Annotated in this window: 23 protein-coding genes; 11 read left to right on the top strand and 12 right to left on the bottom strand. The window is 71.6% G+C overall.

The genetic code is table 11. The features are described 5' to 3' along the window. Positions 1-15: 15 nt before the first annotated feature. Positions 16-1,344, bottom strand: coding sequence for a type III glutamate--ammonia ligase (gene glnT / locus ABZ887_RS34930; RefSeq protein ID WP_361298495.1), 1,329 nt, complete (start codon positions 1,342-1,344; stop codon positions 16-18). A 241-nt stretch (positions 1,345-1,585) separates the two neighbouring features. Between glnT and ABZ887_RS34935 the strand changes: the two genes are divergently transcribed. Further along, on the top strand, positions 1,586-3,088 hold the full coding sequence (locus ABZ887_RS34935) for a metallophosphoesterase (protein WP_361298498.1): 1,503 nt from the start codon (positions 1,586-1,588) through the stop codon (positions 3,086-3,088). Positions 3,089-3,165: 77 nt separating this feature from the next. Then, a complete protein-coding gene (locus tag ABZ887_RS34940; RefSeq protein WP_361298501.1) occupies positions 3,166-4,200 on the top strand; it encodes an LLM class flavin-dependent oxidoreductase in 1,035 nt (344 codons plus the stop codon). 1 nt (position 4,201) lies between these two features. Here ABZ887_RS34940 and ABZ887_RS34945 read toward each other — a convergent pair whose 3' ends face one another. Next, positions 4,202-5,161 (bottom strand): TauD/TfdA family dioxygenase, encoded by a 960-nt coding sequence (locus ABZ887_RS34945; RefSeq protein WP_361298504.1) that lies wholly within the window; start codon positions 5,159-5,161, stop codon positions 4,202-4,204. A gap of 220 nt (positions 5,162-5,381) precedes the next feature. Here ABZ887_RS34945 and ABZ887_RS34950 point away from each other — a divergent pair, with 220 nt between their 5' ends. After that, positions 5,382-6,665, top strand: a complete 1,284-nt coding sequence (locus tag ABZ887_RS34950; RefSeq protein WP_361298507.1) for a hypothetical protein — start codon at positions 5,382-5,384, stop codon at positions 6,663-6,665. Here ABZ887_RS34950 and ABZ887_RS34955 read toward each other — a convergent pair. Beyond that, complete coding sequence (locus tag ABZ887_RS34955; RefSeq protein ID WP_361298510.1) at positions 6,649-8,442, bottom strand: asparagine synthase-related protein; 1,794 nt, start codon at positions 8,440-8,442, stop codon at positions 6,649-6,651. The genes ABZ887_RS34950 and ABZ887_RS34955 overlap by 17 nt on opposite strands. 1 nt (position 8,443) lies before the next feature. Beyond that, on the bottom strand, positions 8,444-9,067 hold the full coding sequence (locus ABZ887_RS34960) for a lasso peptide biosynthesis B2 protein (protein WP_361298513.1): 624 nt from the start codon (positions 9,065-9,067) through the stop codon (positions 8,444-8,446). Positions 9,068-9,411: 344 nt separating this feature from the next. On the opposite strand from ABZ887_RS34960, the gene ABZ887_RS34965 reads away from it, so the two are divergent. Further along, entirely contained in the window at positions 9,412-10,389 is a 978-nt protein-coding gene (locus ABZ887_RS34965) for an aminoglycoside phosphotransferase family protein (RefSeq protein WP_361298516.1), read from the top strand. Here the strand turns inward: ABZ887_RS34965 and ABZ887_RS34970 are convergent. Then, entirely contained in the window at positions 10,379-11,929 is a 1,551-nt protein-coding gene (locus ABZ887_RS34970; protein ID WP_361298519.1) for a GH32 C-terminal domain-containing protein, read from the bottom strand. The genes ABZ887_RS34965 and ABZ887_RS34970 overlap by 11 nt on opposite strands. 181 nt (positions 11,930-12,110) lie before the next feature. Here ABZ887_RS34970 and ABZ887_RS34975 point away from each other — a divergent pair, with 181 nt between their 5' ends. From ABZ887_RS34975 to ABZ887_RS34990, 4 genes are read left to right on the top strand one after another with little or no spacing between them, the layout of a single operon-like run. Further along, positions 12,111-13,520 (top strand): extracellular solute-binding protein, encoded by a 1,410-nt coding sequence (locus ABZ887_RS34975; RefSeq protein ID WP_361298522.1) that lies wholly within the window; start codon positions 12,111-12,113, stop codon positions 13,518-13,520. After that, on the top strand, positions 13,517-14,470 hold the full coding sequence (locus tag ABZ887_RS34980; protein WP_361298525.1) for a sugar ABC transporter permease: 954 nt from the start codon (positions 13,517-13,519) through the stop codon (positions 14,468-14,470). Before ABZ887_RS34975 ends, ABZ887_RS34980 begins: the two co-directional genes overlap by 4 nt. 28 nt (positions 14,471-14,498) lie before the next feature. Then, a complete protein-coding gene (locus ABZ887_RS34985; RefSeq protein ID WP_361298528.1) occupies positions 14,499-15,353 on the top strand; it encodes a carbohydrate ABC transporter permease in 855 nt (284 codons plus the stop codon). Continuing rightward, entirely contained in the window at positions 15,350-16,714 is a 1,365-nt protein-coding gene (locus tag ABZ887_RS34990) for a glycoside hydrolase family 32 protein (protein WP_361298531.1), read from the top strand. The genes ABZ887_RS34985 and ABZ887_RS34990 overlap by 4 nt, the downstream gene beginning before the upstream one ends. On the opposite strand, the gene ABZ887_RS34995 is transcribed toward ABZ887_RS34990, so the two are convergent. After that, the gene (locus ABZ887_RS34995; RefSeq protein WP_361298684.1) at positions 16,677-17,738 is read right to left on the bottom strand and encodes a LacI family DNA-binding transcriptional regulator; all 1,062 of its coding nucleotides are present in this window, start codon (positions 17,736-17,738) and stop codon (positions 16,677-16,679) included. The genes ABZ887_RS34990 and ABZ887_RS34995 overlap by 38 nt on opposite strands. Before the next feature lie 96 nt (positions 17,739-17,834). Between ABZ887_RS34995 and ABZ887_RS35000 the strand changes: the two genes are divergently transcribed. Then, positions 17,835-18,665 carry an aldo/keto reductase gene (locus tag ABZ887_RS35000; protein WP_361298534.1) on the top strand — a complete coding sequence of 277 codons (831 nt, stop codon included), beginning with the start codon at positions 17,835-17,837 and terminating at the stop codon, positions 18,663-18,665. Positions 18,666-18,791: 126 nt separating this feature from the next. Further along, complete coding sequence (locus tag ABZ887_RS35005) at positions 18,792-19,226, top strand: cupin domain-containing protein (protein ID WP_361298537.1); 435 nt, start codon at positions 18,792-18,794, stop codon at positions 19,224-19,226. Positions 19,227-19,239: 13 nt separating this feature from the next. On the opposite strand, the gene ABZ887_RS35010 is transcribed toward ABZ887_RS35005, so the two are convergent. The 6 genes from ABZ887_RS35010 to ABZ887_RS35035 all read right to left on the bottom strand — a co-directional run bounded on the left by ABZ887_RS35010 (position 19,240) and on the right by ABZ887_RS35035 (position 25,484). Continuing rightward, the gene (locus ABZ887_RS35010; protein WP_361298540.1) at positions 19,240-21,600 is read right to left on the bottom strand and encodes a SpoIIE family protein phosphatase; all 2,361 of its coding nucleotides are present in this window, start codon (positions 21,598-21,600) and stop codon (positions 19,240-19,242) included. 58 nt (positions 21,601-21,658) lie between these two features. Next, positions 21,659-22,126: a peroxiredoxin gene (locus tag ABZ887_RS35015; RefSeq protein ID WP_361298543.1), complete on the bottom strand. Its 468-nt coding sequence runs from the start codon at positions 22,124-22,126 to the stop codon at positions 21,659-21,661. After that, complete coding sequence (locus ABZ887_RS35020; protein WP_217548367.1) at positions 22,127-22,504, bottom strand: DoxX family protein; 378 nt, start codon at positions 22,502-22,504, stop codon at positions 22,127-22,129. It lies immediately after the preceding gene. A 114-nt stretch (positions 22,505-22,618) separates the two neighbouring features. Beyond that, positions 22,619-23,155 (bottom strand): MarR family transcriptional regulator, encoded by a 537-nt coding sequence (locus ABZ887_RS35025; protein WP_361298546.1) that lies wholly within the window; start codon positions 23,153-23,155, stop codon positions 22,619-22,621. Positions 23,156-23,194: 39 nt separating this feature from the next. Further along, complete coding sequence (locus ABZ887_RS35030) at positions 23,195-23,971, bottom strand: polysaccharide deacetylase family protein (RefSeq protein WP_361298549.1); 777 nt, start codon at positions 23,969-23,971, stop codon at positions 23,195-23,197. 61 nt (positions 23,972-24,032) lie between these two features. After that, on the bottom strand, positions 24,033-25,484 hold the full coding sequence (locus tag ABZ887_RS35035) for a glycosyltransferase (protein WP_361298552.1): 1,452 nt from the start codon (positions 25,482-25,484) through the stop codon (positions 24,033-24,035). Positions 25,485-25,677: 193 nt separating this feature from the next. Between ABZ887_RS35035 and ABZ887_RS35040 the strand changes: the two genes are divergently transcribed. Continuing rightward, entirely contained in the window at positions 25,678-26,091 is a 414-nt protein-coding gene (locus ABZ887_RS35040) for a BlaI/MecI/CopY family transcriptional regulator (protein ID WP_361298555.1), read from the top strand. Position 26,092 lies beyond the last annotated feature (1 nt).

The raw sequence follows: 26,092 nt of genomic DNA on the forward strand, positions 1-26,092 counted from the left end.
CCTTCCCAAGTCCCGTCAGAAGGCGGTCAGATAGCGGTCCAGCTCCCAGGCGCCGACCGTGGAGTGCCAGTCGAAGAACTCCTCGCGCTTGAGGTCGGCGAAGTACCGGCTCACTCCCGGTCCGGCCGCGTCGAGGGTGCCGCTGATCACGTCGTCGGCCTGGAGGGCCTCGACGGCGTGCAGCAGGGTCGGCGGGAGTTCCGGGCCCTTGCCCGCGCCGCCCGGCTCCCCCGGGTCGAGGCCGCGCTCGATGCCGTCGAGCCCGGCGGCGAGCGCCGCCGCGGCGGCGAGGTACGGGTTGGCCGCGCCGTCCCCGCCCCGCAGTTCGATGCGGTTGCCGTCGGGGACGCGGACGAAGTGGGTGCGGTCGTTGCCGCCGTAACTCGCCACGCGCGGCGACCAGGTGGCCCCGGAGCGGGTGGAGACCGCACCGGTCCGCTTGTAGGAGTTGACGGTGGGCGCGATGACGGCCTGGAGGGCCCGCGCGTGCTCGACGATCCCGGCGACGAAGGAGTAGGCGAGCGGGGAGAGCCCGAGCCCGCGCCCGTCCGCGGCGTCCGGGAAGGCCGGCTCGCTCCCCCGCCACAACGACATGTGCAGATGCATGCCCGTGCCGGTGCGGTCGGTGAACGGCTTCGGCATGAACGTGGCCGTCATACCGCGCTGTTCGGCCAGTACCGACACCAGGTAGCGCATGGTGATGACACGGTCTGCGGTGGTGAGGGCGTCGGCGTGCCTGAAGTTCTGCTCGAACTGGCCGTTGCCGTCCTCGTGGTCGTTGGCGTAGTTGCCCCAGCCGAGGGCGTTCATCGCGCTGGAGACGGCGGTGAGGTGGTCGTACATCCGGGTCAGCCCACGGGCGTCGTAACAGGGCTGGGCGGCGGTGTCCAAGGTGTCGGCCACGCTCAGCACGCCGTGCTCGTCCCGGTTGACCAGGAAGTACTCGACCTCGGCGCCGACGGACATCGACAGCCCCTGCGCGGCGGCCCGTTCCAGCAGCGCGCGCAGGATGACGCGCGGGGCGTACGGCCAGGGCCTGCCCTCCACGTACGGGTCGCAGTGCACGAGCGCAAGGCCGGGCTTGACGAACGGGACCGGGGTGTACGAGGAGGCGTCGGGCCGGGCGACGACGTCCGGGTCGCTGGGCAGTTGCCCGAGGGCGCCGGCCGCGTATCCGGCGAAGCCGACGCCCTCGTCCCGCAGTTCCCCGACGGCCTGGGCGGGGACGAGCTTGGCGCACGGCTTGCCGGTCAGGTCGACGAAGACGGCGAGGACGAACTCGACGCCGTCGGCCCGCACCAGTTCGGCGAGATCGGGGGCGGCTGCTTCGGGTTCGGTCGTCATGGGGCCCTCCCTGCTCACTACAGGATGTCCGCTGATTTCCACCGATGTCCACTGAGGTGAATCATCGTTGCATACGAGTAGACCCGCCTGGCGTTACGGCGCGATTTCGACCGTGGAAGGTCCTGGTAAGCCGACCGGGCCGGCAGGCCTCCCCCGCCACGGCGACCCCGTCGGCGCGAGCGACCCGTTCCGCCCGAACCCCCGCGCCACAGCCGTCCGTTGATCGTTGTACGGTTCCCGCGTGTCTGACTCCTCACGCGAGACCGCAGAAGGCGCCGGCTGGGGCGAGGCCGAGCGCGGCGCCTACCGCCAACTGATGCCGGACCATGTCGAGAAGCTGTTCTGGTTCGACCCGAGGACCATGTGGGCCGCCCGCAACGGGGTGCTGGCGTCCTGGTTCGGCGATCCGACCGGCCGTACCCGCAGCCGTTGGGTGGCGCAGCAGGCGGCCGCCGGGGCACCCGGCGACAAGGTGATCCGGCGGCCGGAGGCGGACCGGTTCTCGTTCATGGTGATCGGCGACACCGGCGAGGGGGACGACTCCCAGTACGCCGTCGTGCCGGGCTTCCTGAAGGCCGGCGAGGACACCGACTTCGCGGTGATCGCGAGCGACGTCATCTATCCGGTCGGGACAACCGACGACTACGGCACCAAGTTCTTCCGGCCGTACCAGGACTATCCGGCACCGATCTACGCGATACCCGGAAACCACGACTGGTACGAGGATCTCGGCGCGTTCATGCGCGTCTTCTGCGACGACGCCCCGCCGCTCCCGGCCGAGCCGCGGCCCCGCCCGCTGACCCGCGCCTGGTGGCGCGCCCTGCTGTGGCACCGGCCGCGCCCGGCCGACGAGCAACTCCTCACGCAGGCCCGGAAGTTGCGGTCGGCTCAGCGGCAGACGGCCGTGCAGCCGGGCCCGTACTGGGCCATCGACGCCGGGCCGGTGCGGATCGTCGGTATCGACACCGGGCTGCTCGGCACCGTCGACGCCGAACAGGGCGCCTGGCTGCGCGAGGTGTCCCAGGGGCCGCGCCCGAAGATCCTCGTCACCGGCTCCCCGCTGTACGTGGACGGCGAGCACCACCCGTGCCCGATCGAGGGCGGCGGCACCGTCGACGACATCGTGCGCGACCCGGCCCACCACTATGTGGCGGCGATCGGCGGCGACATCCACAACTACCAGCGCTACCCCGTCGACGTGGCCGGGCGCACCATCCAGTACGTGGTCGCGGGCGGCGGCGGTGCCTTCATGCACGCCACCCACACCATCCCGCCGGTGTCGATCGCGAACGTCACCGAGGACGACTTCCGCTGCTACCCGTTGCGCGGCGACTCCCTGGCCTTCTACAGCCGGCTGTACGGCCACAGACTGCGCCTCCGCCGCTTCTTCACGCTCAGCGAGGCCGAGGCCACGGCCGTGATCGCCGAGCGGCTCGGCATCAGGACCGGCCGTGCGCCCGGCCCGGACACCCGGGTCACCCGCCGCGCCCGCCTGGTCGCGAGCCTGCTCGGCGCCGGCAGCCGCCCGGGCCGCGGCTCCCGCTTCCGGCTGCCCGTGAAGAAGATCTACACCCAGCTGTTCTCTCCGGGCTCTGTCACCTACAGCCCGCCGTTCTTCAAGTGCTTCCTGCGCCTCGACGTCAGCCCGGAGGCGGTACGGCTGCGCTGCTTCGCCGCCACCGGCAACCGCCCCCAGGAGCTGGATCCGCCGGTCGAGGACGAGATCACCATCCCCCTCACCTGATCCGCGGCTGATCACACTCCCGCAATGTTCGGGTGTCACAATCGGGGCAGAACTGACGTACGACCGCTGGAGGACCCGTGCCGTCCACCCCCCGCCCGCTGCGCAGACTGGGCTTCCTCACCATCGGCCTGTTCGACGGCGCGGAGCCGGGCCGGGGGCACGAGTCCACGCTGGAGATCATCGAGCTGGGCGAGCGGCTGGGCTTCGACAGCGCCTGGGTGCGCCACCGGCATCTCCAGTACGGCATCTCGTCCCCGGTCGCCGTCCTCGCGGCGGCCTCGCAGCGCACCAGCCGGATCGAGCTGGGCACCGCGGTGATCCCGCTGGGCTGGGAGAACCCGCTGCGGCTGGCCGAGGACCTCGCGACCGTCGACATCCTGTCCGGCGGCCGTCTCAACCCCGGTGTGAGCGTGGGCCCGCCGATGCACTACGAGCAGGTCAGGGAGGCCCTCTACCCGGACACGGCCGATGTCGAGGACTTCAGCTACGAACGGGTGCGGCGGCTCCTGGACTTCGTCCGGGGCAAGCCGGCCACCGACTTCAGCGGGGTCGAGGGCTTCGAGGTCTTCTCCGATGTCGTCCAGCCGCACTCGGCGGGTCTCGGGCGCCGGCTCTGGTACGGCGGCGGCAGTCTCGGCTCGGCGCGCTGGGCGGGCGAGCACGCCATGAACTTCCTGACGAGCAGCGTCGTCAGGGCCGTGGAGCCGGAAGGGCCGTACGACTTCGCGGAGATCCAGCGCTCGCACATCCGCGAGTTCCGCGCCCACCACCCCGACGGCGAGGCGGCCCGGGTCTCCCAGGGCCTGGTCGTCATCCCGACCGACTCCGCGACGCCCGAGCAGCGCGCCAGGTACGAGGCGTACGCGGCCAAGCGGCTGCCCCGTACCACCACCCCGCAGGGTCCGGGGCGGCTGCTGTTCGCCCCGGACATCGTCGGCACCTCGGCGGAGATCGTCGAGCGGCTGCACGCGCACGCCGGGTTCCGCGAGGTCGACGAGGTGGCCTTCGCGCTGCCGTTCACGTTCGAGCACGAGGACTACGTCCAGATCCTCACGGACCTGGCGACCCGCCTGGGCCCGGCACTCGGCTGGCGCCCGGGAACCGCCGCCTGAGTCACCAACGGCGCACCTCCGTCCCGGTGACCGGCTCCGACGGCTTGCCGTCCACCCCGACCGGCACCTCGCCGTGCAGCATCACCCGGTGCATGACGCGCGGAAAGCCGAGGTGGGCGTTGTCGCTGGGCGCGAGGTGGATGGTGGCCCGGTTGTCCCAGAAGGCGACGCTGTCGGGCTCCCAGCGGAAGCGGACCGTGTACTCGGGCCGTACGGCCTGTTCGAGCAGCATCTCCAGGAGTGCGGCGCTCTCCGGACGGGAGACGCCGGCGATCTGCTCGACGTAGTAGCCGTTGACGTACAGCACCCGCTCCCCGCTCACCGGGTGGACGCGCACCAGTGGGTGCACCGAGGCCACCTGATGGTCGAGGAGGTGGCGCAGATAGGTGTCGTCACCGGGGCGGGGCTGGTAGCCGACGCCGAGGCGGTGTTCGGCGCGCAGGCCGTCGACAAAGGCGCGCACGGGTGCGGAGAGCCCCGCGTAGGCGGCGGCCAGGTTGGCCCAGGTGGTGTCGCCGCCGTACGGCGGGACGGTCTCGGCGCGCAGGACGGTCGCGGCCGGCGGGTCGATCCGAGCCCCGTGGTCGCAGTGCCAGCCGCGCAGCAGGGTGTGCCGGCGCCGCTGGAGCCACTCCTCGTGCTCCATCCCGAACCGGCCGCCGAGCTCCAGCCGGTCGGCGGTGGTCTCCACCTCGGGGAAGCCGGCCGGTGAGGCGCCGCCGCGCCGGCCGAGCACGACCGGTTCGCCGAAGCGGCGGGCGAAGGCGACGTGCCCGGCGTGGTCAAGACGCTGGTCCCGGAAGAAAACCACCTTCCACCGCAGCACGGCCTCCCGGATCACCGCGACCACGGCCTCGTCGAGCTCCTCGGCGAGGTCGACCCCGGTGATCTCGGCCCCGATGTGCCCGGCGACGGGTCTCACCTCGACTGCCGGGTTCCCCGTACTGCGTTCCGTCGTCATGTGCGCTCCGCTGGTCGTCGGTGATGGCCACTGGAGAAGTACCCCGGCGGGGGGGAGCGGTGACGCGTGGGGCACCCACATCCGGATGCACGCGGATGGCGACCCGACGGATCGTCACGGACGATGATCATGAAGTTCCTGATGGCAGGCGCCTCGGTCTGCTGTGGTCCACGAAGGAGGCACCCGTGAAAACCGTTGACACAGCATGGCAGGTGGCCGCGTGAGGCTTAGCAAGAAGTCGCGGGACACCACGCGCGAGCGGGCACAACGGGCTTTGGCGCACAACGGACGGTCACGCGTGCGCCTGGTGTCGGTCCTGCTGGTCCTCCTGCTGACGACCGCAGCCCTGGCCAATTTCGGTGTCGGAGACCTGACCAGCGCATTCACCTTTCCCGGTCGCCTCACGGGTGCAGTGCTCGTCGCCGTCGCCTTCACCGCGTTCGTGAGCACCATCGCGCTCGTGGACCACTGGCTGTTTCGGACTTTCCCCCACTCCGGCCTGGTGGCCCTGCTCGGTGCGTTCCTGGCTCTCCTGGCCAATTTGACGCTCTTCCTCGAGCTGCTGGCCAACGCCGACTTGGTTCGTTGGAAGGTGCTGTTCGGCGCCCTCGCGGCGGGTTCGGCATGGGCCGTATGGGCCGTATGGCGCACCTTGGGGGTGATTCCCGCTCCGAAGCGGGTGGCCACCGCGCTTCTCGCCACCACCGCCGTCGCGGTGGGGAATTTCGGCTACCAGAACCTCTATCTGCCGTCCCAACGCGAGATCAGGCCAATGATCAAACTGACCCTGGAAAAGCCTGTGGTGAACAAAGATCGCAAGGCGTTCTCCGTGCCGGTCAACATCACCCTCGAGAACCACAGCGACGTGAGTTTCGACGTGCTCGGCACCGAATTGCACGCCATGGCGCAACAGGTGAAGCTGACCTCGAATGACCAACTCCGTCGGCGATGGCGAACCGTTGCCGCGCAGTGGAGCTCACTCGAGCGAACGAATCCCCTGTCGCGCAGAGAGGTTCACCAGCCGGGTCAGTTGGTGGAGGCTCAACCGTGGATGCGCTTCGGAGAACCGATCGGTGCGAACGACACCGTCTCCGCCCGAGTCATTGTGCAACTGCCCATGGACACGCCGTACGACCTGGTGGCGTTCTACGCCAGCGCCCACCTCACACGCAAGGACCGCGTCTCTCTGGATCACCTGGAACGCGAGGGTTACAGCTGGCGTGACAAGGTGCCCCACTGGGTGAAGAAGCAGAAGAACACCGACTCGGTCTTTTACAAGAGCAAGCTCAGCGAGAACAACTCGATCGACCGGGAAACGAGGAACCCAAGGTACATCACCGTCTATTGGCAGTTCGGCACGCACGGCGCAAACATCACGGAAAACATCAGCGCCGCGCACGGCAAGGACGAGTCCAAGGAAGAGACAGAAGACCGGTACGGCCTCCGCGTCATCGAGGCAGGCCCGGTCGAGCGGACCCTCTGGGACATCAAGAGCCAAGAATGACCGGCAGGGCCGCCCCGGGTACCGGAGACCGCCGGTACCCCAGCCCCTCCAGCCACACCACCAGCGCAAGCGAGGAGTTCACCCGGTCCCAGGCGTACGAGTCGCCCAACCCCCACTGGGCCTCCCGCACCGCCCGGCACAGTGTGTCGATGTCGAACATCTCTGCCACGAGGGGGTGCCGTGCGGAGCGGCAGAGGTCGATGAGCTCGTCGCCGTGTGCCCGCAGACCGCGCACGTAGAGGTCGTTGAAGGGGATCTTGGCCGTTCGGCCGTGGATCCGGCGCGGGAGCAGGTCCGCCATGGCGTCGCGCAGCACCGCCTTCGAACGGCCCGCTCGCATCGTGGCCTCGGCGGGGAGGCGCCGCATCGTCGCGATCACCTCCGGGTCGAGGAAGGGGTGCGAGAGGAAGAACCCGTTCCGCTGTGCGTAGCCCCAGGACAACGGGTCGGGTGCGGCAAGGTAGTTGGCGGCGTCGTAGAGCGACTGCTCCGGTCTGCGCCCGAAGGCGAAGCGGCTCTCGGCGATGCTGGCCGCCCGGAAGCCGTGGGCCCGCGCGAATCCGGGGCGCAGCCAGGGCGGCCGAGTGAAGTTGCCGAGTCCCCCGAGTACCGTTCCGCGATGGACGAGCCTCGCGAGCCGTTCGGCCACCAGCGGAAGCGCCGGCCGCACCACGTGGGTGCCGACGATCTCACGGATTCCCCGTTCACTGGTCGCGGCATGGGCACGTGCCTGCCTGGTCAGCTCCCGGAGCCTTCCGGACCGGGCAAGCCGGTGCAGGTGCAGCAGGTTGGTGTCGACGACCGGATCGGCTCCGCAACCGGTGAGGAGGATGTCGCAGCCCAGCTCCGCCGCAACGGCATGCAGCCTGCTCCAGAACGGGGCGCGGAAGGCGTGGGCGTGCGGCTCGTCCGAGTCTCCCGCGTGGTGCTCGAAGTCGTCGAAGTCGGCCACGTCGTCGGCTTCGACGATCACCGGGCGGGCCGCTGGTGCAAGCCGGCGGACCGCGTCCACGGCCTCCATGAGATACGGACGCTCCCCGGCCAGTTCTCCCCCGTCGAAGCGCCCGGCGAGCAGGATGAGGTCGGCGTCGGGGTCCTCGGCGAGCAGGCGCGCCGCGAGCAAGGCGACGCTGGTTGAGTCGGTGCCGCCGGAGACGTGGCATGCGGTCGTCCTGCCGAGGCGGCGTCCGACAGCCTGCTCCAGGGCTCGGCGCAGATCCTGCCCGGCCGCACCGGGACGGAGTACGTGGGGCGGTGCCGCTGGGTCGCCGGCCCGACGGCCGCGCAGCCGCCCGGTGGCGGAAATCGACACCACCTCGCCGCCGAGGACACGGTGCACCCCGGCGAACGGGGTCAGCCGCGTATGCGGTTGGGCCATGTTCCCGGTCAGGTAGCGGCAGAAGTAGCGGGGTTCCAAGTCCGTTGGGCAGCCCAGGCCGCGCGCCGCGGTACTCACGGCGTTCACACGGCCACCGGACTCTCTGAAGAACAGCGGGATGCGTGCCTGCGCGTCCCGCATCAGCAGCACGCGGTCCGGGTAGATGAGGACACCCGCGAAGTCGCCGGTCGGCAGCGGCGGTTCGGCTCCAGGACGGTCGAAGGCGTCGAGGAGCGCGCGAGCACCTGCCAGGCGGTCCTGGACCGAGCCGACCCAGCCGACGACCGCCGCAGTGCCGGCCGGTGCGGTGACCGACGTCACGAGTCCCTGTCGAACCATGGCCTCGGAGGCCTGGAGCTTCGCCCCGCCCCCGTTCCAGTCGAGTCGGAGCGCTTCCATCTCACTGGTTTCCGCAGCCGATCGAGAGGACCGGCGTGAAGGCATGCCCCCGCGGATCGGCATCCGGGATGCACAGTCCGGCCGCAGCTGTCCAGGCGTGCAGGGCGAACGGGTGCTCACGCACGCCGACCTGCAGTGTGGCCTCGAAGCCACGCCGTCGCAGCAGGACGAACGCCGTCACGGCCGCCGCCTTGCAGTCGTCGTCGACGAACCAGCTGCCACGGCTGTACGACTGGACCGCTCGTTTCAGCCTTGCCACGTCCTGTGTGGAAGGGACGTCCGCGCGGGCATAGCCGGGGGCGGCCAACGGCAGCAGCCGAAGGACACGTCCGAAGCCCAGCGTGCGGATCAGCAGGTACACGCCGCGCAGCCAGATCCCGATCTCATCGTCGGTATACGCCTTTCGGCGCGCCGGCGCGCATCCGGCGCGGACGAGGCCGGTGACGAGTTCGGCGCGTTTCTCGGCGTTGCCGTCGGCGAACGTCTGCACATCGGCCGAAGTCATTCCGAGAAAGCGCGTCCGTCTCCAGTCGGCGATGAGGGCACCGCCGGACAGCCTGGTCACCCTGCAGTGCGGTGAAAGGATGCGCGTCATGGCCACGAGGGCATCGGTGTCCTGTTCCACCGCGCCTCCTCCCGTGTCACAGGTGCCGGGTGCGGGTGTGTGCGTCAGGACTGGTATCCGTGACCGTCGTAGTCGCCCCCGCTGAACCCCCGGATCAGACGGCCGTTCCCGAGAAGGACAAGGCCGTGCGACATACGGCGCCGCAGGAATCGGATCAACATCGCCTACCTCCAGAGCCCGGTGGTAACGATCATGTCCAGGCTACTCCGCCCCCGACGCCTCGCAACCGTGGAGCCTGCAGACGCCCCAGTCGTGCTCGTGACAGTGCCGCGTACGACAAAAGACGTTGCGGAACGAATCGGCAACGCCATGATCGACGTACACCCGTACCGAAGGAGCCGCACATGCACGACAGCGCCAAATTCATCGCCGAGGCCTATGAACTCGGGCCGGGGCCCTGGGCCTTGACGCCCGTGGCCCGTGGCGCGCTGGGGCAGATCTGGAGGCTCACGGGCCCGGACGGGGCCGCCCTGGCGGCCAAGCAGCTCCTCTTCGACTGCGCCGAGGCGGACGTGGCGCGGGAGGCCGCCTTACGGCTCGCCGGCGAGGGCCTGGGCATCGCGGCGCCGCGCCTGTTCGCCAACCGCCACGGCGCCCACCTCACGCGGGTCCCGACCGCCGACGGGGTGACCCATGTGAAGCTGTACGACTGGATCGAGGGCACCCGGGCGGACGTCGCCGACCCGGCGGTGCTGGACTGGTTCGGCCGGACCATGGGCCTGCTCCACCGCGCGGGCGCGGGCGCGACGGAGGCACCGCACGCGTGGTACGAGCGGTGCCCCCGGGAGAGCGACTGGAAGGATCTGCACGGGAAGGTGACCGAGGCCGGGCTGCCCTGGGCGGACGCGCTGGGCGCGTTCATCGGCACCTCGGCGGTGGAGCTGGCCCGCTGGGTGACCCCGTCCGACGCGGCCGACCGGGTGATCTCCCATCTGGATCTGCAACCCCAGAACGTCCTGGTCGGCCCGGCCGGCCCGGTCCTGCTCGACTGGGACAACGCCGGACCCACGTCCGCGGAACGGGAGCTGGCGCAGGCCCTGTTCGTCTGGTCGGGCGGCAACCACGGGGACCCGGCGGCCGCCCGGCGCCTGGTCCACGCCTACCGGCAGGCAGGCGGCCCCGCCGCCGTCCGGGGCCCGGAGTCGTTCTCCATGCTCTTCGCGACCGCGCTGAACTACATCCAGGTCCAGGCCGAGGCCGCCATCGATCCAGAACTGACCGCCGAACAACGCGAGTTCGGGAGCGGCGAGGTCGTCGCCCGGCTGGCCGACGTGCCGGACCTCGCGGCCGTGTCCCGGCTGGTCGCGGCCGTCACACCGTGAACTCCCGTACGGCGGTGTTCCGGAACACCGCCGTACCGCCGATGGTGAACAGTGCCAGCCGGTCGTCGACGAGATACGGGAACACCTCGGCGGAGTGTGTGTAGCGGCCGTCGCCGACGAACATCTCCACGGAGGTGCGGTCGACGAGGATGCGCAGCTTCACCGAGCCCGTGGACAGATCGAACGGGGTGTGGCTCTCCTGCCGGTCGCCGCTGGTGTCGGGGTTCACGGTGTTGCGCCGGTTGAGGAAGGCGTAGTCGCCGTAGACCCCGGCGTCGATGTGCCGGCCGCCGTCCGGCGAGCGCCGCAACTGCACTCCCGCTCCGGTGAGTTGGGACCAGGTGATCTCGGTGGTCAGTTCGTACGAGGTGCCCGTGCAGTCGAGGAGGAGAGTGCCGTCGACGGTCAGGTCGCCGAGGTCGACCGTGCGGGAGACGTACGAGTCGAGGGCGGCGACGGGCTGGGAGGCGAGGTGGTAACCGCCGTCGGAGGCGTGCTTCAGGGTGACTTCGCGGACGATGGAGTCGGTGCCGTTGAAGCCGTCGCAGTCGATGGTGGGGGTGGTGTTCGGGTAGGCCCAGTCGTTGAGCCAGCCCAGCGCGTAGCGCGCGGAGTCGTCGAGGGTGCCGGCGCTGTCCCGCTTCTCGAAGGTGACGGCCGCGTACCAGTCCCAGCCGTGGTCGAGCCACTGCGGGTCGGCGGAGTCGGCGGTGAACGCGCCGCCGTCGAAGGAACCGGTCCAGTAGGCGTACGTGTTGGGCAGTCCGGAGCCGGTGCCGTCCGCGCTCACCCCCAGCACCCACTTGACGGTGCCGTCGTCGGCGGTGATCCGGAACAGGTCGGGGCACTCCAGGGTGCCGATGCCGTCCTTGACGAAACCGCCCGCGTAGGTCCAGGACTTGAGGTCCGCCGAGTGGTAGAAGCCGACCTTGTTCCGCTCGGCGAGGGCCATCACCCAGCGGTCGCCTGCCTCGTCCCGGATCACCTTGGGGTCGCGGAAGTCGGCGACGCCCGGGTTGGGCAGCACCGGATCGGTGCCGTGGTTGGTGAAGGTCAGACCGCCGTCCGTGGAGTAGTACAGGAACTGCTCCTGGTGGTCGGTGCCGCCGCCGGGCGACATGGTGACGATCACGACGACCGCGCCCGCCCCGAAGCCCGCGGTGTCGCCGGTGTCCACGACGGCGCAGCCCGACCAGACGTCGCCGTTGACGGTGGTGTCCTTCGGCACGGCGATCCCGCGATCGGTGAAGGAGACCAGGTCGGTGCTGGTGGCGAGGCGCCAGGCGGTGCCCACGACGCCGTCGAGGTAGTCGGCGTTGTAGAGGTAGTAGTAGTGGTATTCGCCGTCGATCCAGACCGGGCGCTGGGGGTCGTTCTTCCACTGGTCGGGGACGGTGAAGTGGTAGGTGGCCCGGTAACTCGCGGAGCCGTGAACGGCTTTGGGCTCGGGCCTGGCGGCGGCCGGTGCGGTGGACAGCAGTGCGGCACTCGCCCCCGCCGCCGATCCGGCGAACAGCGCCCTTCTGGACAGCCCTGGCATCACGCATCGTTCCTCTCGTGTCAACTGGCCGTCTCCGCGGCTCAGAACGACGGCCGGCTGAATCCAGGACTGTAGACCTAACTCGTTAAAGGTCAAGCGCTCACGGCCCTTGACAGGCATGTAACGGGCTTCACATCATCTGGGGCGTCGAACCTTTCCTAAAACGAGTTAGGCACCTTGGATGACCGACTCGCACTTCTCCCGCCGCGCCCTGCTGCGGTACGGCGCCTACGGCGCGGGGGCCGCCGCGCTGGCCGGCACCGCCGCGAGCTGGGACCGGCTCACCGGGGCCGACATACCCGGCCGGGACGACGGTTCACTCGTCGTCGCCACCCTCGGTTCCGCCTTCGACCCGGCCGCCGTGCACGCGCTGAGCACCGGCTTCCGCAAACTCCACCCGGACGTCCCGCTGCGGGTGAACGCCGTGCAGGCCGTGGACTGGTCGGACTTCTTCGCGAAGATCCTCACCCAGATCGCGGCGGGCACCGCGCCCGACCTGGTCTATGTCGCCACCGAGGGCGTGCAGTTGTTCGCCGAGCGGCTCGGGGTACCGCTGGACCGCTGGGTGAAGCGCGACTCGGCCGAGCTGCGCGAGTACTTCGCCGACGTCCATCCCTCGCTGGTGGAGTCGATGATGTACGAGGGAAGCCTGTACCAGCTGCCGGTCGAGTTCAACGCGGCCGACATGTACCTCAACCAGCAGGTGCTGAAGCGGGCCGGCGCGGGCTTCCCGCCGGCCGACTGGACGCGCGACGACTTCACCGCGCTGCTGCGCGAGATGAAGCGGTCGAGCGACTCCCACTTCACCCCGTACTTCTGGACCAACCGGCTGTGGGGCGGGGTGGTGCCGTGGCTGTTCAACAACGGCACCAATCTCCTCGCCGAGTCCAGGGCACCGGGCGGGAGTTGGCTGTGGGACGCCTTCTACCCGGCGGCCGACCGCCTGGGCCGGGGCGGCGGTTTCCGCTGGACCACCCCGCAGGCCACCTCCGCCCGGGTCGAGGAGGTCTACGACTATCTCGCCTCGCTCATCCAGGAGGACCTGTGCACCCGGCCGGAGGGCGGCAACGGCAGCAACCTGGTCGGCGTCTTCTCCACCGGCCGGGTCGGGGTGACACCGGCGGGCGGCTTCTGGGCGGGCGGCCTGCATCTGGCCGGGATGAAGGCGGACGCCTACGACGTCCAGTACTTCCCCCGCTGGCGTACCCAGCGCATGCAGTTCGGCGCGGCGGGCTACGCGTTGCTGCGGACCTCCAAGAAGCAGGACGCGGCCTGGGAGTTCATCAAGTACGCGGCTCGCAAGGACGTGATGACCGAGCTGTTCGCGGCCAACCAGACGACTCCGGCCCGGCGTTCGATGCTCACCGCCGGCCGCTACCGGGAGACCGGCCCGGCGCACTGGAAGGTCTTCTACGACACCCTCGACAGGTTCCCCGACACCGGCCCGATCCCGGCTCCGCCGCAGGTCGCCGAGGTCACCGACGTGCTGCTCAAGTACACCGGGACGGCGCTGTCGAGTCCGCGCTCGGTGGCGCCGGCGCTGCGCCGGATGCAGGGCGATCTGGAGCAGGCCATGGAGCGTGACCTATGACGAACACCCAGATCTCCGCCGGGCGGGCCCGGTCCGTGTCCGCTCCGCCCGCGGTGTCCGTGCGGGCGCCGGGCCGGGAGCGGGGCACGCGGTTGCTGGCCGCGCTGTTCCTGACGCCCACGATCGTCGGGATCGTCGTCTTCACGGTCGTACCGATCATCGGGTCGATCGTGCTGAGCTTCTTCGACTGGAACGTGATCGATCCGCCGCGTTTCGCCGGTAGCGCCAACTACCGGGAGATCGTGGGCGATTCGACCGTCCTGGTCTCGTTCCGGAACACGCTCGTCTTCATGGTGCTCGCGGTCGCCCTGCAACTGGTGATCGCGCTGTCGCTGGCGCTCACGCTGAACGGCCGGATGCCCGGCTGGCTGCGCTCGGTCTTCCGGTCGGCGTTCTTCTTCCCGCTGGTGCTGTCCGCCGCGTCGATCTCGGTGGTGATGAAGTACCTCTTCAACCAGGACTTCGGCGTGGTCAACTGGCTGATCGGGCTGGTCGGTATCGCGCCGGTACCCTGGCTGACGTCGGAGCACGGGGCGATGGCCACGGTGGTCATCGTCTATGTCTGGCAGCAGTTCGGCTTCTCGTTCCTGCTGTTCGTCGGGGGTCTGAACAACATCCCGAAGGAGATCCACGAGGCCGCCGCCCTCGACGGCGCGACGGGCCTGCGCAAGCACCTCGCGGTCACGCTCCCGCTGCTGTCGCCGACCCTGCTGGTCGCGTCGGTGGTCGGCATCATCAACGCGCTCCAGGTCTTCGAGCAGCCGTACGTCCTGACCGACGGCGGCCCCGGCGACTCCACCCGCACCGTCGTGATGGTGATCTACGAGCGGGCCTTCGAGCAGCTCCGCTTCGGCGAGGCGTCCGCGGTGGGCGTGCTGCTGTTCGTGCTGATCATGGCGGTGACCGCCGTCCAGTTCCGGCTCAGCCGGCGTTTCGTCCACTACCAGTGAGCCGGTGAGTCCCTTGAGCCAAGCGACCATGAGCCAGGCAACTCCGACCCTCGGCAGTGTCCGGTACCGGCTGGCGCCCTGGGCGCGGATCGCCGGACTGACCGTGTGCGCGCTGCTGACGCTCGGTCCGGTCATCTGGACCGTCTCGACCTCCCTGCGCACCCCGGCCGAGTCCTTCGACCTGCCGCCGCAGATCATCCCGGCCCATCCGAGCACGGCCGCCTACCGGGGCGTCTTCGACCAGATCGACGTCTGGCTGCTCGCTCTCAACTCCACCCTGGTGACCGCTCTGATCGCGGTCGGCCAGATGATCACGGCAGGGCTCGCGGGGTACGCCTTCGCGCGTCTCGAATTCCGGTTCAAGCGACCGCTGTTCGGGCTGGTCCTGGCGACCATGATGGTTCCGCTGCAGGTCACGATCGTGCCGGTGTTCCTGGTGCTCAAGTCGATGGGGCTGACCGACACGCTCCTCGGCCTGATCGTCCCGGCGTTCCCGACCGCGTTCGGCACCTTCCTGATGCGGCAGTACTTCCTCGGCATGCCGAAGGACCTCGGCGAGGCGGCCATGCTGGACGGCGCGGGCCCCTGGCGGATCTTCCAGTCGGTGTACGCCCCGCTGGCCACGCCGGGGCTGGCGATCGTCGGTGTGCTGGCCTTCAACTACCACTGGAACGAGTTCTTCCGCCCGCTCATCCTGGAGACCTCCGGCCAGAACTACACACTGCCCCTCGGCCTGGTCTCCCTCCAGGGCAACCTGGGCACCGGCTCCGTCTCGGTCGTCCTCGCCGGTGTCGTGCTGTCGATGCTCCCCGCCGTCGCCGTCTTCCTCGTCGGCCAGCGCCCTCTCCGCGAGGGCATCACCTCCGCAGGAGTCAACCGTTGAGCCTCGCCGCTCCCCAGGACCCCAACGCCCCGCGCTTCCGGGTCCGTCCGCCCGCCAACTGGATCAACGACCCCAACGGCCCGTTCCGTTGGCGCGACCGCTACCACCTCTTCTACCAGTACAACCCGGCCGCGCCCGTGCATGCGAACATCCACTGGGGCCACGCCTCCAGCCCCGACCTCGCCCACTGGGAGCACCATCCGGTCGCCCTCACCCCGACCCCGGGCGGCCCGGACGAGGGCGGCTGCTGGTCGGGATGCGTGGTCGACGACGACGGCACCCCCACCGCCGTCTACACCGGGATCGGACACGGCCACACCGGTCTGGGCACGGTCTGCCTGGCCCGGGCCGCAGATCCGCTGCTCCTCCGGTGGCAGCCGGTGCCCACCCCGGTCGTCGGCGCACCGCCCGAGGGCCTCGACGTCGTGATGTTCCGCGACCCCTTCGTCTTCCGGCACGCCGGCCGCCGCCACGCGCTCGTCGGCGCCGGTCACGCCGACGGCACCCCGTCCGTCCTGGTGTACGACTGCGACGACCTGACCGACTGGCGGTTCGCCGGGGTCCTGCTCGACGGCACCGACCCGGTCGCCTCGGACGCCTTCGGGGACAAGGCGGTGGGCTGGGAGTGCCCGCAGCTGTACCGGACGGCCGACGGCGGCCATGTCCTGGTGGTGTCCCTGTGGGACGGCGATCCGTGCTCCACCGGATACCTGACGGGCCGTCTTGTGGGCGACACCGGAGGCGGGTTGGGCTTCGAGGCCGCTGTCGGCGGGCGGCTCGACCACGGCCGGGACTTCTACGCGCCGGCCGTGCTCCAGGAGGAGGACCGTGCCCTGCTGTGGGGCTGGTCGTGGGAGGCGCGGGAAACCGCCGAGGGATGGGCGGGTGTGCTCACCGCGCCCAGGGTCGTCGGCACGCGTCCCGACGGCAGCCTCCGGGTCTCCCCCGCGCCGGAGCTGGACCTCCTGCGGGCGCCGGTCCCGCTCGGCGCCGGACCGCTTCCGGTGTCGTACGACCTGGAGATCACCGCGCACGGCCGTGCGACGGTGACCCTGCTCCGGTCCGGCGACAGCCGGCTGACGATCGGGCTTGATCCCCGGCAGGGGACCGTCACCCTGGACCGCACCGGCTGGCCTCGGGCGGGCCGGGAAGGGTCCGCGCCCCTTGCCCTCGGTACTCCCCCGGGCGCACGGCTCACCGTCCGCGTCCTCGTCGACGGCTCGCTGCTCGAACTGTTCGTGGCGGACCGGGCGACGGTCACCGAGCGGGTGTATCAACGTCCGGGAGATGTGCGGGAGTTGATGGTCGAGGGGGACGCCGAGGTCACTGGGTGGGAGCTGGTCCCACCGACGAACGGCTGACCACCGGGCAGACGAGGCGCCGGACGGTGGCGGGCGGGGTGCGGCCGGTGTCGATGGTGTCGAGCAGCAGCCGGGCCGCGGCCTCGCCCATCTCCCGGTGCGGCAGGCCGACCGAGGTGAGCGGCGGAGTGAGGTAGGCGGCCATGTGTTCCTGGTCGTCGTAGCCGATCACCGACAGTTCCTCGGGTACGGCGATCCCGAGCCGGGTCGCCGCGTGCAGGACGCCTGCCGCGACCCGGTCGTTGTAGCAGAAGACCCCTGTCGGGCGGTGCCGTGGGGCGACGCCGTCCAGGAGGCGTGCGGCGCCCTCGTAACCGGCGACGATCTCGCCCCCGCTGCGCACGACCCACTCCTTCGGGAGCGTGACCCCCGCGGCACGCAGGGCGTCCCGGAAGCCGCGCAGCCGTTCGACGGAGGCGATGTCGTCCTGACCGCCGACCATCGCGACCCTGCGGTGCCCGGCCTCGAGAAGCAGCCGGGCCGCCGTACGGCCGCCGGCCCGTTCGGCCGGGACGACGGCCGGCAGCGAGTCGTCCTCGGGCAGGCAGTTGGCGAGCACGGAGTGGGTGCGGTGCAGGCCCTCGGGGACACGCACCCGGCGCAGCGACATCGCCGCGTAGATGATGCCGTCGACGCGCCGGTCCAGGAGCTCGGCGACGGCCGCGTCCTCCTTGGCCTGGTCGCCGCCGGAGTCGATGGTGAGGACGAGGTGGTCGTGGTCCCAGGCGGTCTCCATGGCTCCACGCAGCAGCCGTCCGGCGAAGGGCGAGGAGGCGATCTCGTCGGTGACCAGGCCGATCACGGCGGTGCGGCGGCGGCGCAGGCCACGGGCGACGGGGTCGGGCCGGTAGCCGAGTTCGGCGGCGGCCGCCCGGATGCGTTCCTGGGTGGCGGGTGAGAGGTTGCCCTCGGCACGGCCGTTGAAGACGAAGGAGACGGCCGTGTGCGAGACGCCGGCGCGCCGGGCCACGTCCTTCGACGTGGGCCGTCCGCCGCCGCTGCCGTTCCTGTCCTCGCCGCCCATACCGCCCGCTGTCAGCTCGTCGCACCCGCCCCGCTTGATCACCACTCACCCTATCCGTGAGGGTGGGGCAGGACACAGTCGAGGGAAGGTCCCATCGTGACAAGCGTTCCGGCGTACACGCTCAACGACGGTACGGCGATCCCCGCCGTCGGCCTCGGCACCTGGCCGATGAACGACACGCAGGCCGAGCAGGCCGTTCGCCATGCGCTCGGGGCGGGTTACCGGCTGGTGGACACGGCCGTGAACTACCGCAACGAGTCCGGGGTCGGCCGGGGTGTCGCGAGCAGCGGCGTCCCCCGCGAGGAGGTGGTGGTGACGACGAAGCTGCCGGGCCGCCACCACGGCTACGAGGAGACCCTCGCCTCCTTCGAGGAGTCCCGGCGACGGCTGGGCCTGGAGTACGTGGACCTGTATCTGATCCACTGGCCCAACCCCCGGGTCGGCAGGTACGTGGACTCCTGGAAGGCGATGATCAGGCTGCGTGAGGACGGTCTGGTGCGCTCCATCGGCGTCTCCAACTTCACCGAGGAGCACCTCACCCGGCTGGAGCAGGAGACCGGGGTGCTGCCCTCCGTGAACCAGGTGGAGCTGCATCCGCTGTTCCCGCAGGACGAGTTGCGGGCCTTCCACGCGGCGAAGGGCATCGTCACCGAGAGCTGGAGCCCGCTCGGCCGGGACGTCCGGCTGCTCGACGACCCGGCGGTCGTCGCCGTCGCACAGGCGCTCGGGGTGACACCCGCCCAGGTGGTGTTGCGCTGGCACGTCCAGCTCGGTGCCCTGCCCATTCCGAAGTCGGCGGACACGGAACGGCAGCGCGCCAACCTGGACCTGTTCGGTTTCGAACTGGACGCCGCCCACATGGCGGCCGTCTCCGAGCGGGCCCGTCGGCGGCTGGGCGGCGACCCGGAGAGCCACGAGGAGTTCTGAGCGGCTGTCAGCTCGGACCGCTGCGGATCGGGCCGCTGCGGATTGAGCCGTTCCCGCCCCGGCCGGCGGTGCGGGGGCCTATGTTCGCGAAGGTACTCGATCTTCGGTTCAGGAGGCCCCCCACACATGCGTACCGCGCTCCGTACCGCAATGACCGGGGCGGTGGCCGTCGGCACTCTGCTGACCTGCGGCACCGCCTACGCCACCCCCGCCGGACCCGGTGTGACCGGCAGGGTGATCAGCCAGACCACCATCGGCGACACGGACTACGTCCTGCGGGAGATCACCGTCCCGCCCGGCCAGACCACCGGCTGGCACTACCACGACGGCCCGGTCTACGGGTACGTCCAGAAGGGCACGTTGAGCCACTTCCACTCCGACTGCAAGGAGGACGGCGTCTACAAGCGGGGCGGCACGGTGTACGAGTCGGGCGGGCCGGGTGACGTGCATCTGGGTGCCAACCTGGGCGACACCGACCTGGTCCTCGACGTGCTCTACGTCCTGCCGCACGGCTCGCCGTACGCGGAGTCGGTACCGAACCCGGGCTGCGACTTCGAGTAACCCGCGGCACCGGTCACTCGTCGGTGACCGGGAACGGGCCTTCGGGCAGCGGCTGTTCGGCCCAGATGGTCTTGCCGCTGTCCGTCTGCCTGCTGCCCCAGCGCTGGGTGAGCTGGGCGACGAGGAGCAGGCCTCGGCCGCCCTCGTCGTAGGCGTGGGCCCGGCGCAGGTGCGGTGAGGTCGAACTACCGTCCGCGACCTCGCAGATGAGGGCGCGGTCGCGGATCAGGCGCAGCTGGATGGGCGGTTCGCCGTAGCGGATGGCGTTGGTGACGAGTTCGCTGACGACGAGTTCGGTGACGAAGGCGGCCTCGTCCAGGCCCCAGGCGGTGAGCTGTTCGGTGGCCGCCTGCCGGAAGTGCGCCACCTGGGCCGGGTCGGGCGGCACGTCCCAGGTGGCGACCCGGTCGGCGCCGAGGGCACGGGTGCGGACCAGCAGCAGGGCGACGTCGTCGGCGGGCTGTTCCGGCATGACGGCCTTGAGCACGTTGTCGCTGAGGGACTCCAGGGAGTCGGCGGGCGCGCTCAGGGCGCGGCACATCTCCTCGGTGGCGCGGTCGACGTCCCGGTCGCGGTCCTCGACCAGGCCGTCCGTGTAGAGGGCGACGACGGCTCCCTCGGGCAGTTCGAGTTCCGTCGCCTCGAAGGGCAGGCCGCCGACGCCGAGCGGCGGGCCCGCGGTCATCGGGATCAGCGTGGCCTCGCCGCCCGGCAGCACGATCGCGGGTGCCAGGTGCCCGGCCGCGGCGAGGCTGAGCCGGCGCGAGACGGGGTCGTAGACGGCGTACAGGCAGGTGGCGCCCAGCTCGGCGACCTCCTCGCCGGGGCCGTCCGCGGCGAGGTGGGTCACCAGGTCGTCGAGGTGGGTGAGCAGTTCGTCGGGGGGCAGGTCCACGTCGGCGAGGGTGCGTACGGCCGTACGCAGCCGCCCCATGGTGGCGGAGGAGCGGATGCCGTGGCCGACGACGTCGCCGACGACCAGGCCGACGCGGCTGCCGGAGAGCGGGATCACGTCGAACCAGTCGCCGCCGATGCCGGCCAGCGATCCGCAGGGCAGATAGCGGTGGGCGACCTCGACGGCGGCCTGGCCGGGCAGGCCGCTGGGCAGCAGGCTGTGCTGGAGGGCGAGGGCGGTGGAGCGCTCGCGGGCGAAGCGACGAGCGTTGTCGATGCAGACGGCGGCGCGGCTTGCGAGTTCCTCGGCGAAGACGGTGTCGTCGATGACGTAGTCGTCGGGGTGGCGCATGCGCACGCCCACGACGGCGCCGAGCAGGACGCCCCGGGCCTGCAGGGGTACGGCGATCATGGAGTGGACGCCCCGGCGGTAGGGCCGGCCGGCCGGCGAGAGGGTGTTGCGCTGCTCGACCCAGCGGCGGAACTCGGGGTCGCCGGCCTGGCTGACCACCGCCCGCCGCTCCCGCAGCGCCCGCGCCGGCGGGGAAGCGGCCGGGTGCACCTCGGCGTCGCCCAGTCGTACGGCGGCTTCGGGGGTGCCCGCGGTCACGGAGCCGTGGGCGACGCGGCGCAGGGCGATGTCGCCTTCTGGCACCGTGGGCAGTTCCTCGGCGCCGAGGACCCAGTCGAGGAGGTCGACGCTGGCGAAGTCGGCGTAGCGGGGCACGAGGAGCTCGACGAGTTCCTCGGCGGTGCGCACCACGTCCAGGGTGGTGCCGATGGCGGTGGCCGCCTCGTTGAGGAGGGCGAGCCGTAGCCGGGCCAGGTACTCCTCGGTGCTGTCGAAGGCGGCCAGGGCGACGGCGGTCAGCTCGCCGGCGGGGTCGCGCAGGGGCCACATCTCGATGTTCCACGCGTGGTCCTGGTTCAGGGCCGGGCCCCCGGTGGAGGTCTCGTAGCGGACGGGCCGGCCGGTCTCGACGACCTGGCGCAGATGGCGCAGGAATCCCTCGCTGTGCGGGGCCTCCTCCACGGTGTCCAGGAGGAAGCGGCCGAGCAGGGCTTCCTCGGGGACGCCCAGGAGGCGGCAGGCGGCGTCGTTGGCGCGGAGGTAGTGCTGGCGGACGTCGAAGACCGCCATGGCCGTGGAGGCCTGCTGGAAGGCCTGGCCGGCCAGCGTGGGGTCGGTCTGCCGGGGCCGGTCGGCGGTGAGTACGTGGCCGGTGGTGGTGCCGTCGGGGCCGAGGACCGGGCAGGCGGTCAGGGTGACCTCGACGCGCCGGCCGTCGGCGTGGCGCAGCGCGACGGTCCCGGTGCGGGCGGTCAGCGTCCGGGCGGGGACCGCCTCGGCGAGGAGGTCGGCGGCGGGCTTGCCGACGACCTCCTCCGGCCGGTGCCCGGTGAGCATTCGCGCACCCTCGCTCCACCCCGTCACCCTGCCCAGGGCGTCGATGACCGCGGTGGCAGCGACACGCTCCATACGCCCCAGGATGGGACCTGTGCCCCGGCGCATCAAGCGCGGGCCGGGGACGGTCCGCTCAGCCCTGGTGGGCGCGCAGGGCGGCCAGTGCCCGGTCGGCGTGGGTGTTCATGCGCAGCTCGCTGCGGACGACTTCCAGGACCGTGCGGTCCTGGGCGATGACGAAGGTGGCCCGCTTGGTCGGGGCGAGCGAGAAGCCCCGCTTCACGCCGAAGAGCTCCCGGACGGCGCCGTCCGCGTCGGAGAGCAGCGGCATGCCGAGCGTGTGCTTGCCGGAGAACTCCTGCTGGCGTTCCACGCTGTCCCCGCTGATGCCGACGGGGCGGGCGCCGGCCGCGGCGAACTCGGCGGCCAGGTCCCGGAAGTGGCAGGCCTCGGCGGTGCACCCGGCCGACAGGGCGGCGGGGTAGAAGAACAGCACGACCGGCCCGTCGGCCAGCAGATCCGTGAGGCTCCGCGTCGTACCGGTCTCGTCCGGCAGCGCGAAGTCCTCGATCTTGCTTCCCACCTCGACGGTTGCCGTCATCTATCGGCCCTCCTCGTCACGTGCGACACCACGCGCCCACAGCACCAGGGGGATCTGGAGCGGCAGCCGGGCGAGGGCCGCGGTCCTGAGCGGCTCGGGCCGCTTCTGCCAGTCGACGGCCATCTGCACGTTGGCCGGGAACACACCCACGAAGAAGGCGGCGGCCGCCCGGGCCGCCACCGCGCGGGTCCGCGGCAGGGCGATCCCCGCGGCCAGCGCCAGCTCCACGGCCCCGCTGCCGTACGTCCATGCTCTCGGCGACCCCGGCAGCGCCTTGGGGATCGTCGCGTCGAACGACTTCGGTGCCGCGAAGTGCGCGACGCCGGCTGCCGCCAGCAGCCCCGCGAGTAGCAGGGGTGAACGTTCGGACCGGGCCACGCATCCTCCTCTGACGACCTGCCGCCGGATATTACCGGGCGGTACCGCCCCGCTCCCCGCCGGGTCCCGCTCCCACCGGACCGCCGGTCGGGCCGCGCGTGCCGACGCGGCGCCTCATACGGTCCGGGAGGCCGGGGGCACCGTCTCGGTGGTCTCCTTGCCGGGTTCGTCCTCGACCGCGTACGTCAGGAAGTCGTCGACCATGCGGTGGAAGAGGACGGCCAGTTGCCGCAGCTCCTCGGGCGCCCAGTCCCCCAGCGCCAGCTGCATGCCGCGTGCCCCGGCGTCCCGGATGCGGTCGACGGCCTCCCGGCCGGTATCGGTGAGCTCGATCCGCTGGGCGCGGCGGTCGTCGGGGTCGGGGACGCGGGTGACGTGGCCCGACCTCTGGAGCTGCTGCACCGTACGCGTGACGTGGGAGGCCTCGACGCCGAGCCGCTGTGCCAGCTCCCCCGGGCGCAGCGGCTCGGAGTCCGCGACCTGGCGCAGCAGAGCCACCGCGGCACGGTCCAGCGGGACGCCGGCGAGGGCCATCAGCCGCTCGTGCTGCCGGGCCCGGGTGCTCAGATAGGTGATACGGGTCAGCGCACGCTCGATCTCGACGACCTCCGGCGTGGCGGCGGGGACGGCTGGCAGCGGTTCTGTGGGCATACCGGCCAGTTTACCATCTCGTTGCGTAACTCAAGTAACTTACTGCCTGGGTTTACCCACCGTACTGCGCCGCGCGTACCCGCCGGTCGTCAGCGCCCCGTGCTCACGCAGCGGCCCGACGGCGAGACCTCGCCGGTCACAGGTGTCCAGGATGCGCGGCAGCGCGCCCAGGGCCGAGCGCCAGGCGCCCGGCGCCGAGGTGCAGTCGGAGTCGTGCAGGAGGATCGTGCCGCCGCCGTCCAGGTCCCGGGTGACCGTGCGGTGCACGGAGTCCGGGGTGGCGCGGGCGGTCCAGTCCTCGCCCCAGCAGGTCCACAGCACCGGCGTGAGGCCGAGCCGGCGGGCGGCCAGATGGGCCGCGGTGGACATCACTCCGTACGGCGGCCGGAACAGCCGGGGAGCCTGTCCGGTGAGGTCGCCGACGAGGTCGCGGGCCCGGGCGAAGTCGTCGTGGGTGGCCCGGGGACCGCGCAGCAGGAGCGGTCGGTGCAGCCAGCCGTGGATCCCGATCTCGTGCCCGGCGGCGGCGATCTCACGGACCAGGCCGGGCGAGCGGCGGGCCTGGCTGCCGAGCAGGAAGAAGGTGGCCCGGACGCCCCGTCGGTCCAGGGCGCGCAGGAAGAACGGGGTGGACAGCGGGTCCGGGCCGTCGTCGAAGGTGAGGGCGACGTGGTCCGCCATGCCCCGGCCGGCGAGCCGGGGCATGGCGCGGTTGCGCAGCGGGCCGAACGTGGAGACCACGGGCGCGGCGTGCAGGGCGAGCGCCGGGAGGGTGGCGACGGCGGCCGCGCGGAGAAGGGGTGCGGTGGCGGTCACGGGCGGGGCCCTTCCGTCGGGCGGGCGGGGTGCGGGGTCGTACCGGAGCCGGGTGCGCGGGTCACGAGTGGTGGTCCGGTTGCTGCGGGGAACCGAGGGGAGCGTCGTCGTCGAGGTCCAGGGTGTGGCCGATGGCGTGGATGACTCCCGAGCCGCTGCCGGTCGTGGCGACCGCGGTGCCGACCGCACCGGCCCAGACGGCACAGGCCACGGCGACACTTGCGGCGAGGCGCCGGACGGCCGGGCGGGGACCGCGCGGTGCGGGCGCGATGCCGGGGGCGTTCGCGGCCGGGGGTGACGGCAGGTCGAGGCCGAGCGGGGCCGGCAGCGGGCCGGTCGCGCGGCAGGCGCGGGCTATCTCGTCCGCGGGGCCTGCTCCGGCGGCGGCGAACAGGGCGCGGCCCGCCTCACGCTGCAGCAGGCCGCGGGGGCCGTCGATCAGGTCCCCGAGCACGTCCTTGAGCTGGTCCGGGTCGCGGATCCAGGCGGCGACCCCGGCTTCGTCGAGCGCCGCCGCGTTGGTGAGGCCGTGGCCCGGTATGCAGCGGTAGCTGGCGACGGGCAGTCCGGCGGCGAAGGCCTCCAGCGAGGTCAGCCCGCCGGCGTTCTGCACCAGCACGTCGGCCGCGTGCATCAGGCCCGGCATGTCGTCGACCCACCCGTAGGCGTGCTCGATGCCGTCGGCGCGCAGTTGCTCGGCAAGGGCCTCGTTGCGGCCGCAGACGACGACCGGTGCCGCCGCGCCGCAGTCGCGCAGCTCCAGGGCCACCTGCCGGACCGGGCCGACCCCCCAGGAGCCGGCGACCAGCAGCGCCAGCGGGGTGTCCGCGGGCAGCCCGAACCGGGCCCGGGCCGCCCGGCGCCGCTCGGCGTCGGCGGGGCAGAAGCGCGGGTCGGCCACCGGGCCGCCCACCCGGACGTCCCGGGCGCCCAGGGCGCGGGCCTGGGCGGCGGGCACGGCGTGGGCGGCGAGGTGCACGTCGACGCCCTCGGCCACCCACAGCGGGTGCACCGAGAAGTCGGTGAGATAGGTGAACACCGGTGCGCCGAGGCGCCCGCCGAGCCGCAGCCTGCCGAGGACGCGGCTGGCGCCGGGGTAGGTGGAGACGACGGCGCCGGTGTCGGCGGGGAGGGCGTCGAGCATGCGGTTCTCGGCGGTGCGCAGCAGCGCGCGGGCCAGCGGGCCGCCGCCTCCGGCGCGTTCGGTGCTGGAGTAGACGCGCTGGTAGATCCAGGGCGCCCGGACGAGCATCCGGTGGTAGCCGTCGCGGACGGTCCGGCCGAGCCGGGCGGGCAGCAGGTCGAGCAGGTCGTACCGGTCGACCGTGACACCGGCCGCCGTCAGCCGGCGCTCCAGTTCGCGAGCGGCGCCGTCGTGGCCCGCGCCGATGCTCGCGGAGACGATCACGACGCGCTCGCCTGGCGTCGCGCGCCGGGGCACCGGGACGGGGCGGGGACGCAGGGCGGCGGCCGCCAGGGCGCGCAGATGCACCGTACTTCCGAGGTGGGGCATGGGTGGGTTCCTCCGCAGAGACTCCGCAGGTGGAGTGGAGCGGCGAAACTCTACAACATGTAGTAGGTAATCTCGTACAACTTGTAGTAGATCGCTTTCGCGCAGCTCACGGCCGCGCGGCCCCGGTTCTACATGCCGTAGTAGCAGTCCCGGTAGGCTGTGACCTCGAACGCTGGTTGAAGGACGGTGAACGGTGCACGACCGGAAGATCGACGAGACCGGCGAGGCAACCGGCCGACGGGCCCGCGGCGAGCTGGAGAGCGGTGTGCTGGCCGCCCTGTGGGCCGCTTCCGAGCCGCTGACCGCCCGGCAGGTCCAGGACCGGCTGCCGGGGGACCTCGCCTACACGACCGTGCTGACGATCCTGTCCCGGCTCCACGACAAGGGCACCCTGGTACGGCACCGGGCGGGCCGCGGTTACGCGTACGCGCCGGTGCGGGACGAGGCGTCCGACACCGCCCAGCGCATGCACACCCTGCTGGAGCGCGGATCCGACCGGGAGGCCGTGCTCGCCCGGTTCGTCTCCGAACTCTCCGAGGAGGACGAGCAGTTGCTGCAACGCCTGCTCGGGGAACACGACGGCGGCCCCGCCGACGAAGGACCGTGAG

Source organism: Streptomyces sp. NPDC047061, assembly GCF_040643955.1.
Taxonomy (GTDB): domain Bacteria; phylum Actinomycetota; class Actinomycetes; order Streptomycetales; family Streptomycetaceae; genus Streptomyces.

Coding starts and splice junctions, on each gene's coding strand:
- glnT (WP_361298495.1), bottom strand. CDS start 1,344: ATGACGACCGAACCCGAAGCAGCCGCCCCCGATCTCGCCGAACTGGTG.
- ABZ887_RS34945 (WP_361298504.1), bottom strand. CDS start 5,161: ATGACGACGGAACGCAGTACGGGGAACCCGGCAGTCGAGGTGAGACCC.
- ABZ887_RS34955 (WP_361298510.1), bottom strand. CDS start 8,442: ATGGAAGCGCTCCGACTCGACTGGAACGGGGGCGGGGCGAAGCTCCAG.
- ABZ887_RS34965 (WP_361298516.1), top strand. CDS start 9,412: ATGCACGACAGCGCCAAATTCATCGCCGAGGCCTATGAACTCGGGCCG.
- ABZ887_RS34970 (WP_361298519.1), bottom strand. CDS start 11,929: ATGCCAGGGCTGTCCAGAAGGGCGCTGTTCGCCGGATCGGCGGCGGGG.
- ABZ887_RS34975 (WP_361298522.1), top strand. CDS start 12,111: ATGACCGACTCGCACTTCTCCCGCCGCGCCCTGCTGCGGTACGGCGCC.
- ABZ887_RS34980 (WP_361298525.1), top strand. CDS start 13,517: ATGACGAACACCCAGATCTCCGCCGGGCGGGCCCGGTCCGTGTCCGCT.
- ABZ887_RS34985 (WP_361298528.1), top strand. CDS start 14,499: ATGAGCCAGGCAACTCCGACCCTCGGCAGTGTCCGGTACCGGCTGGCG.
- ABZ887_RS34995 (WP_361298684.1), bottom strand. CDS start 17,738: ATGGGCGGCGAGGACAGGAACGGCAGCGGCGGCGGACGGCCCACGTCG.
- ABZ887_RS35005 (WP_361298537.1), top strand. CDS start 18,792: ATGCGTACCGCGCTCCGTACCGCAATGACCGGGGCGGTGGCCGTCGGC.
- ABZ887_RS35010 (WP_361298540.1), bottom strand. CDS start 21,600: ATGGAGCGTGTCGCTGCCACCGCGGTCATCGACGCCCTGGGCAGGGTG.
- ABZ887_RS35015 (WP_361298543.1), bottom strand. CDS start 22,126: ATGACGGCAACCGTCGAGGTGGGAAGCAAGATCGAGGACTTCGCGCTG.
- ABZ887_RS35025 (WP_361298546.1), bottom strand. CDS start 23,155: ATGCCCACAGAACCGCTGCCAGCCGTCCCCGCCGCCACGCCGGAGGTC.
- ABZ887_RS35035 (WP_361298552.1), bottom strand. CDS start 25,484: ATGCCCCACCTCGGAAGTACGGTGCATCTGCGCGCCCTGGCGGCCGCC.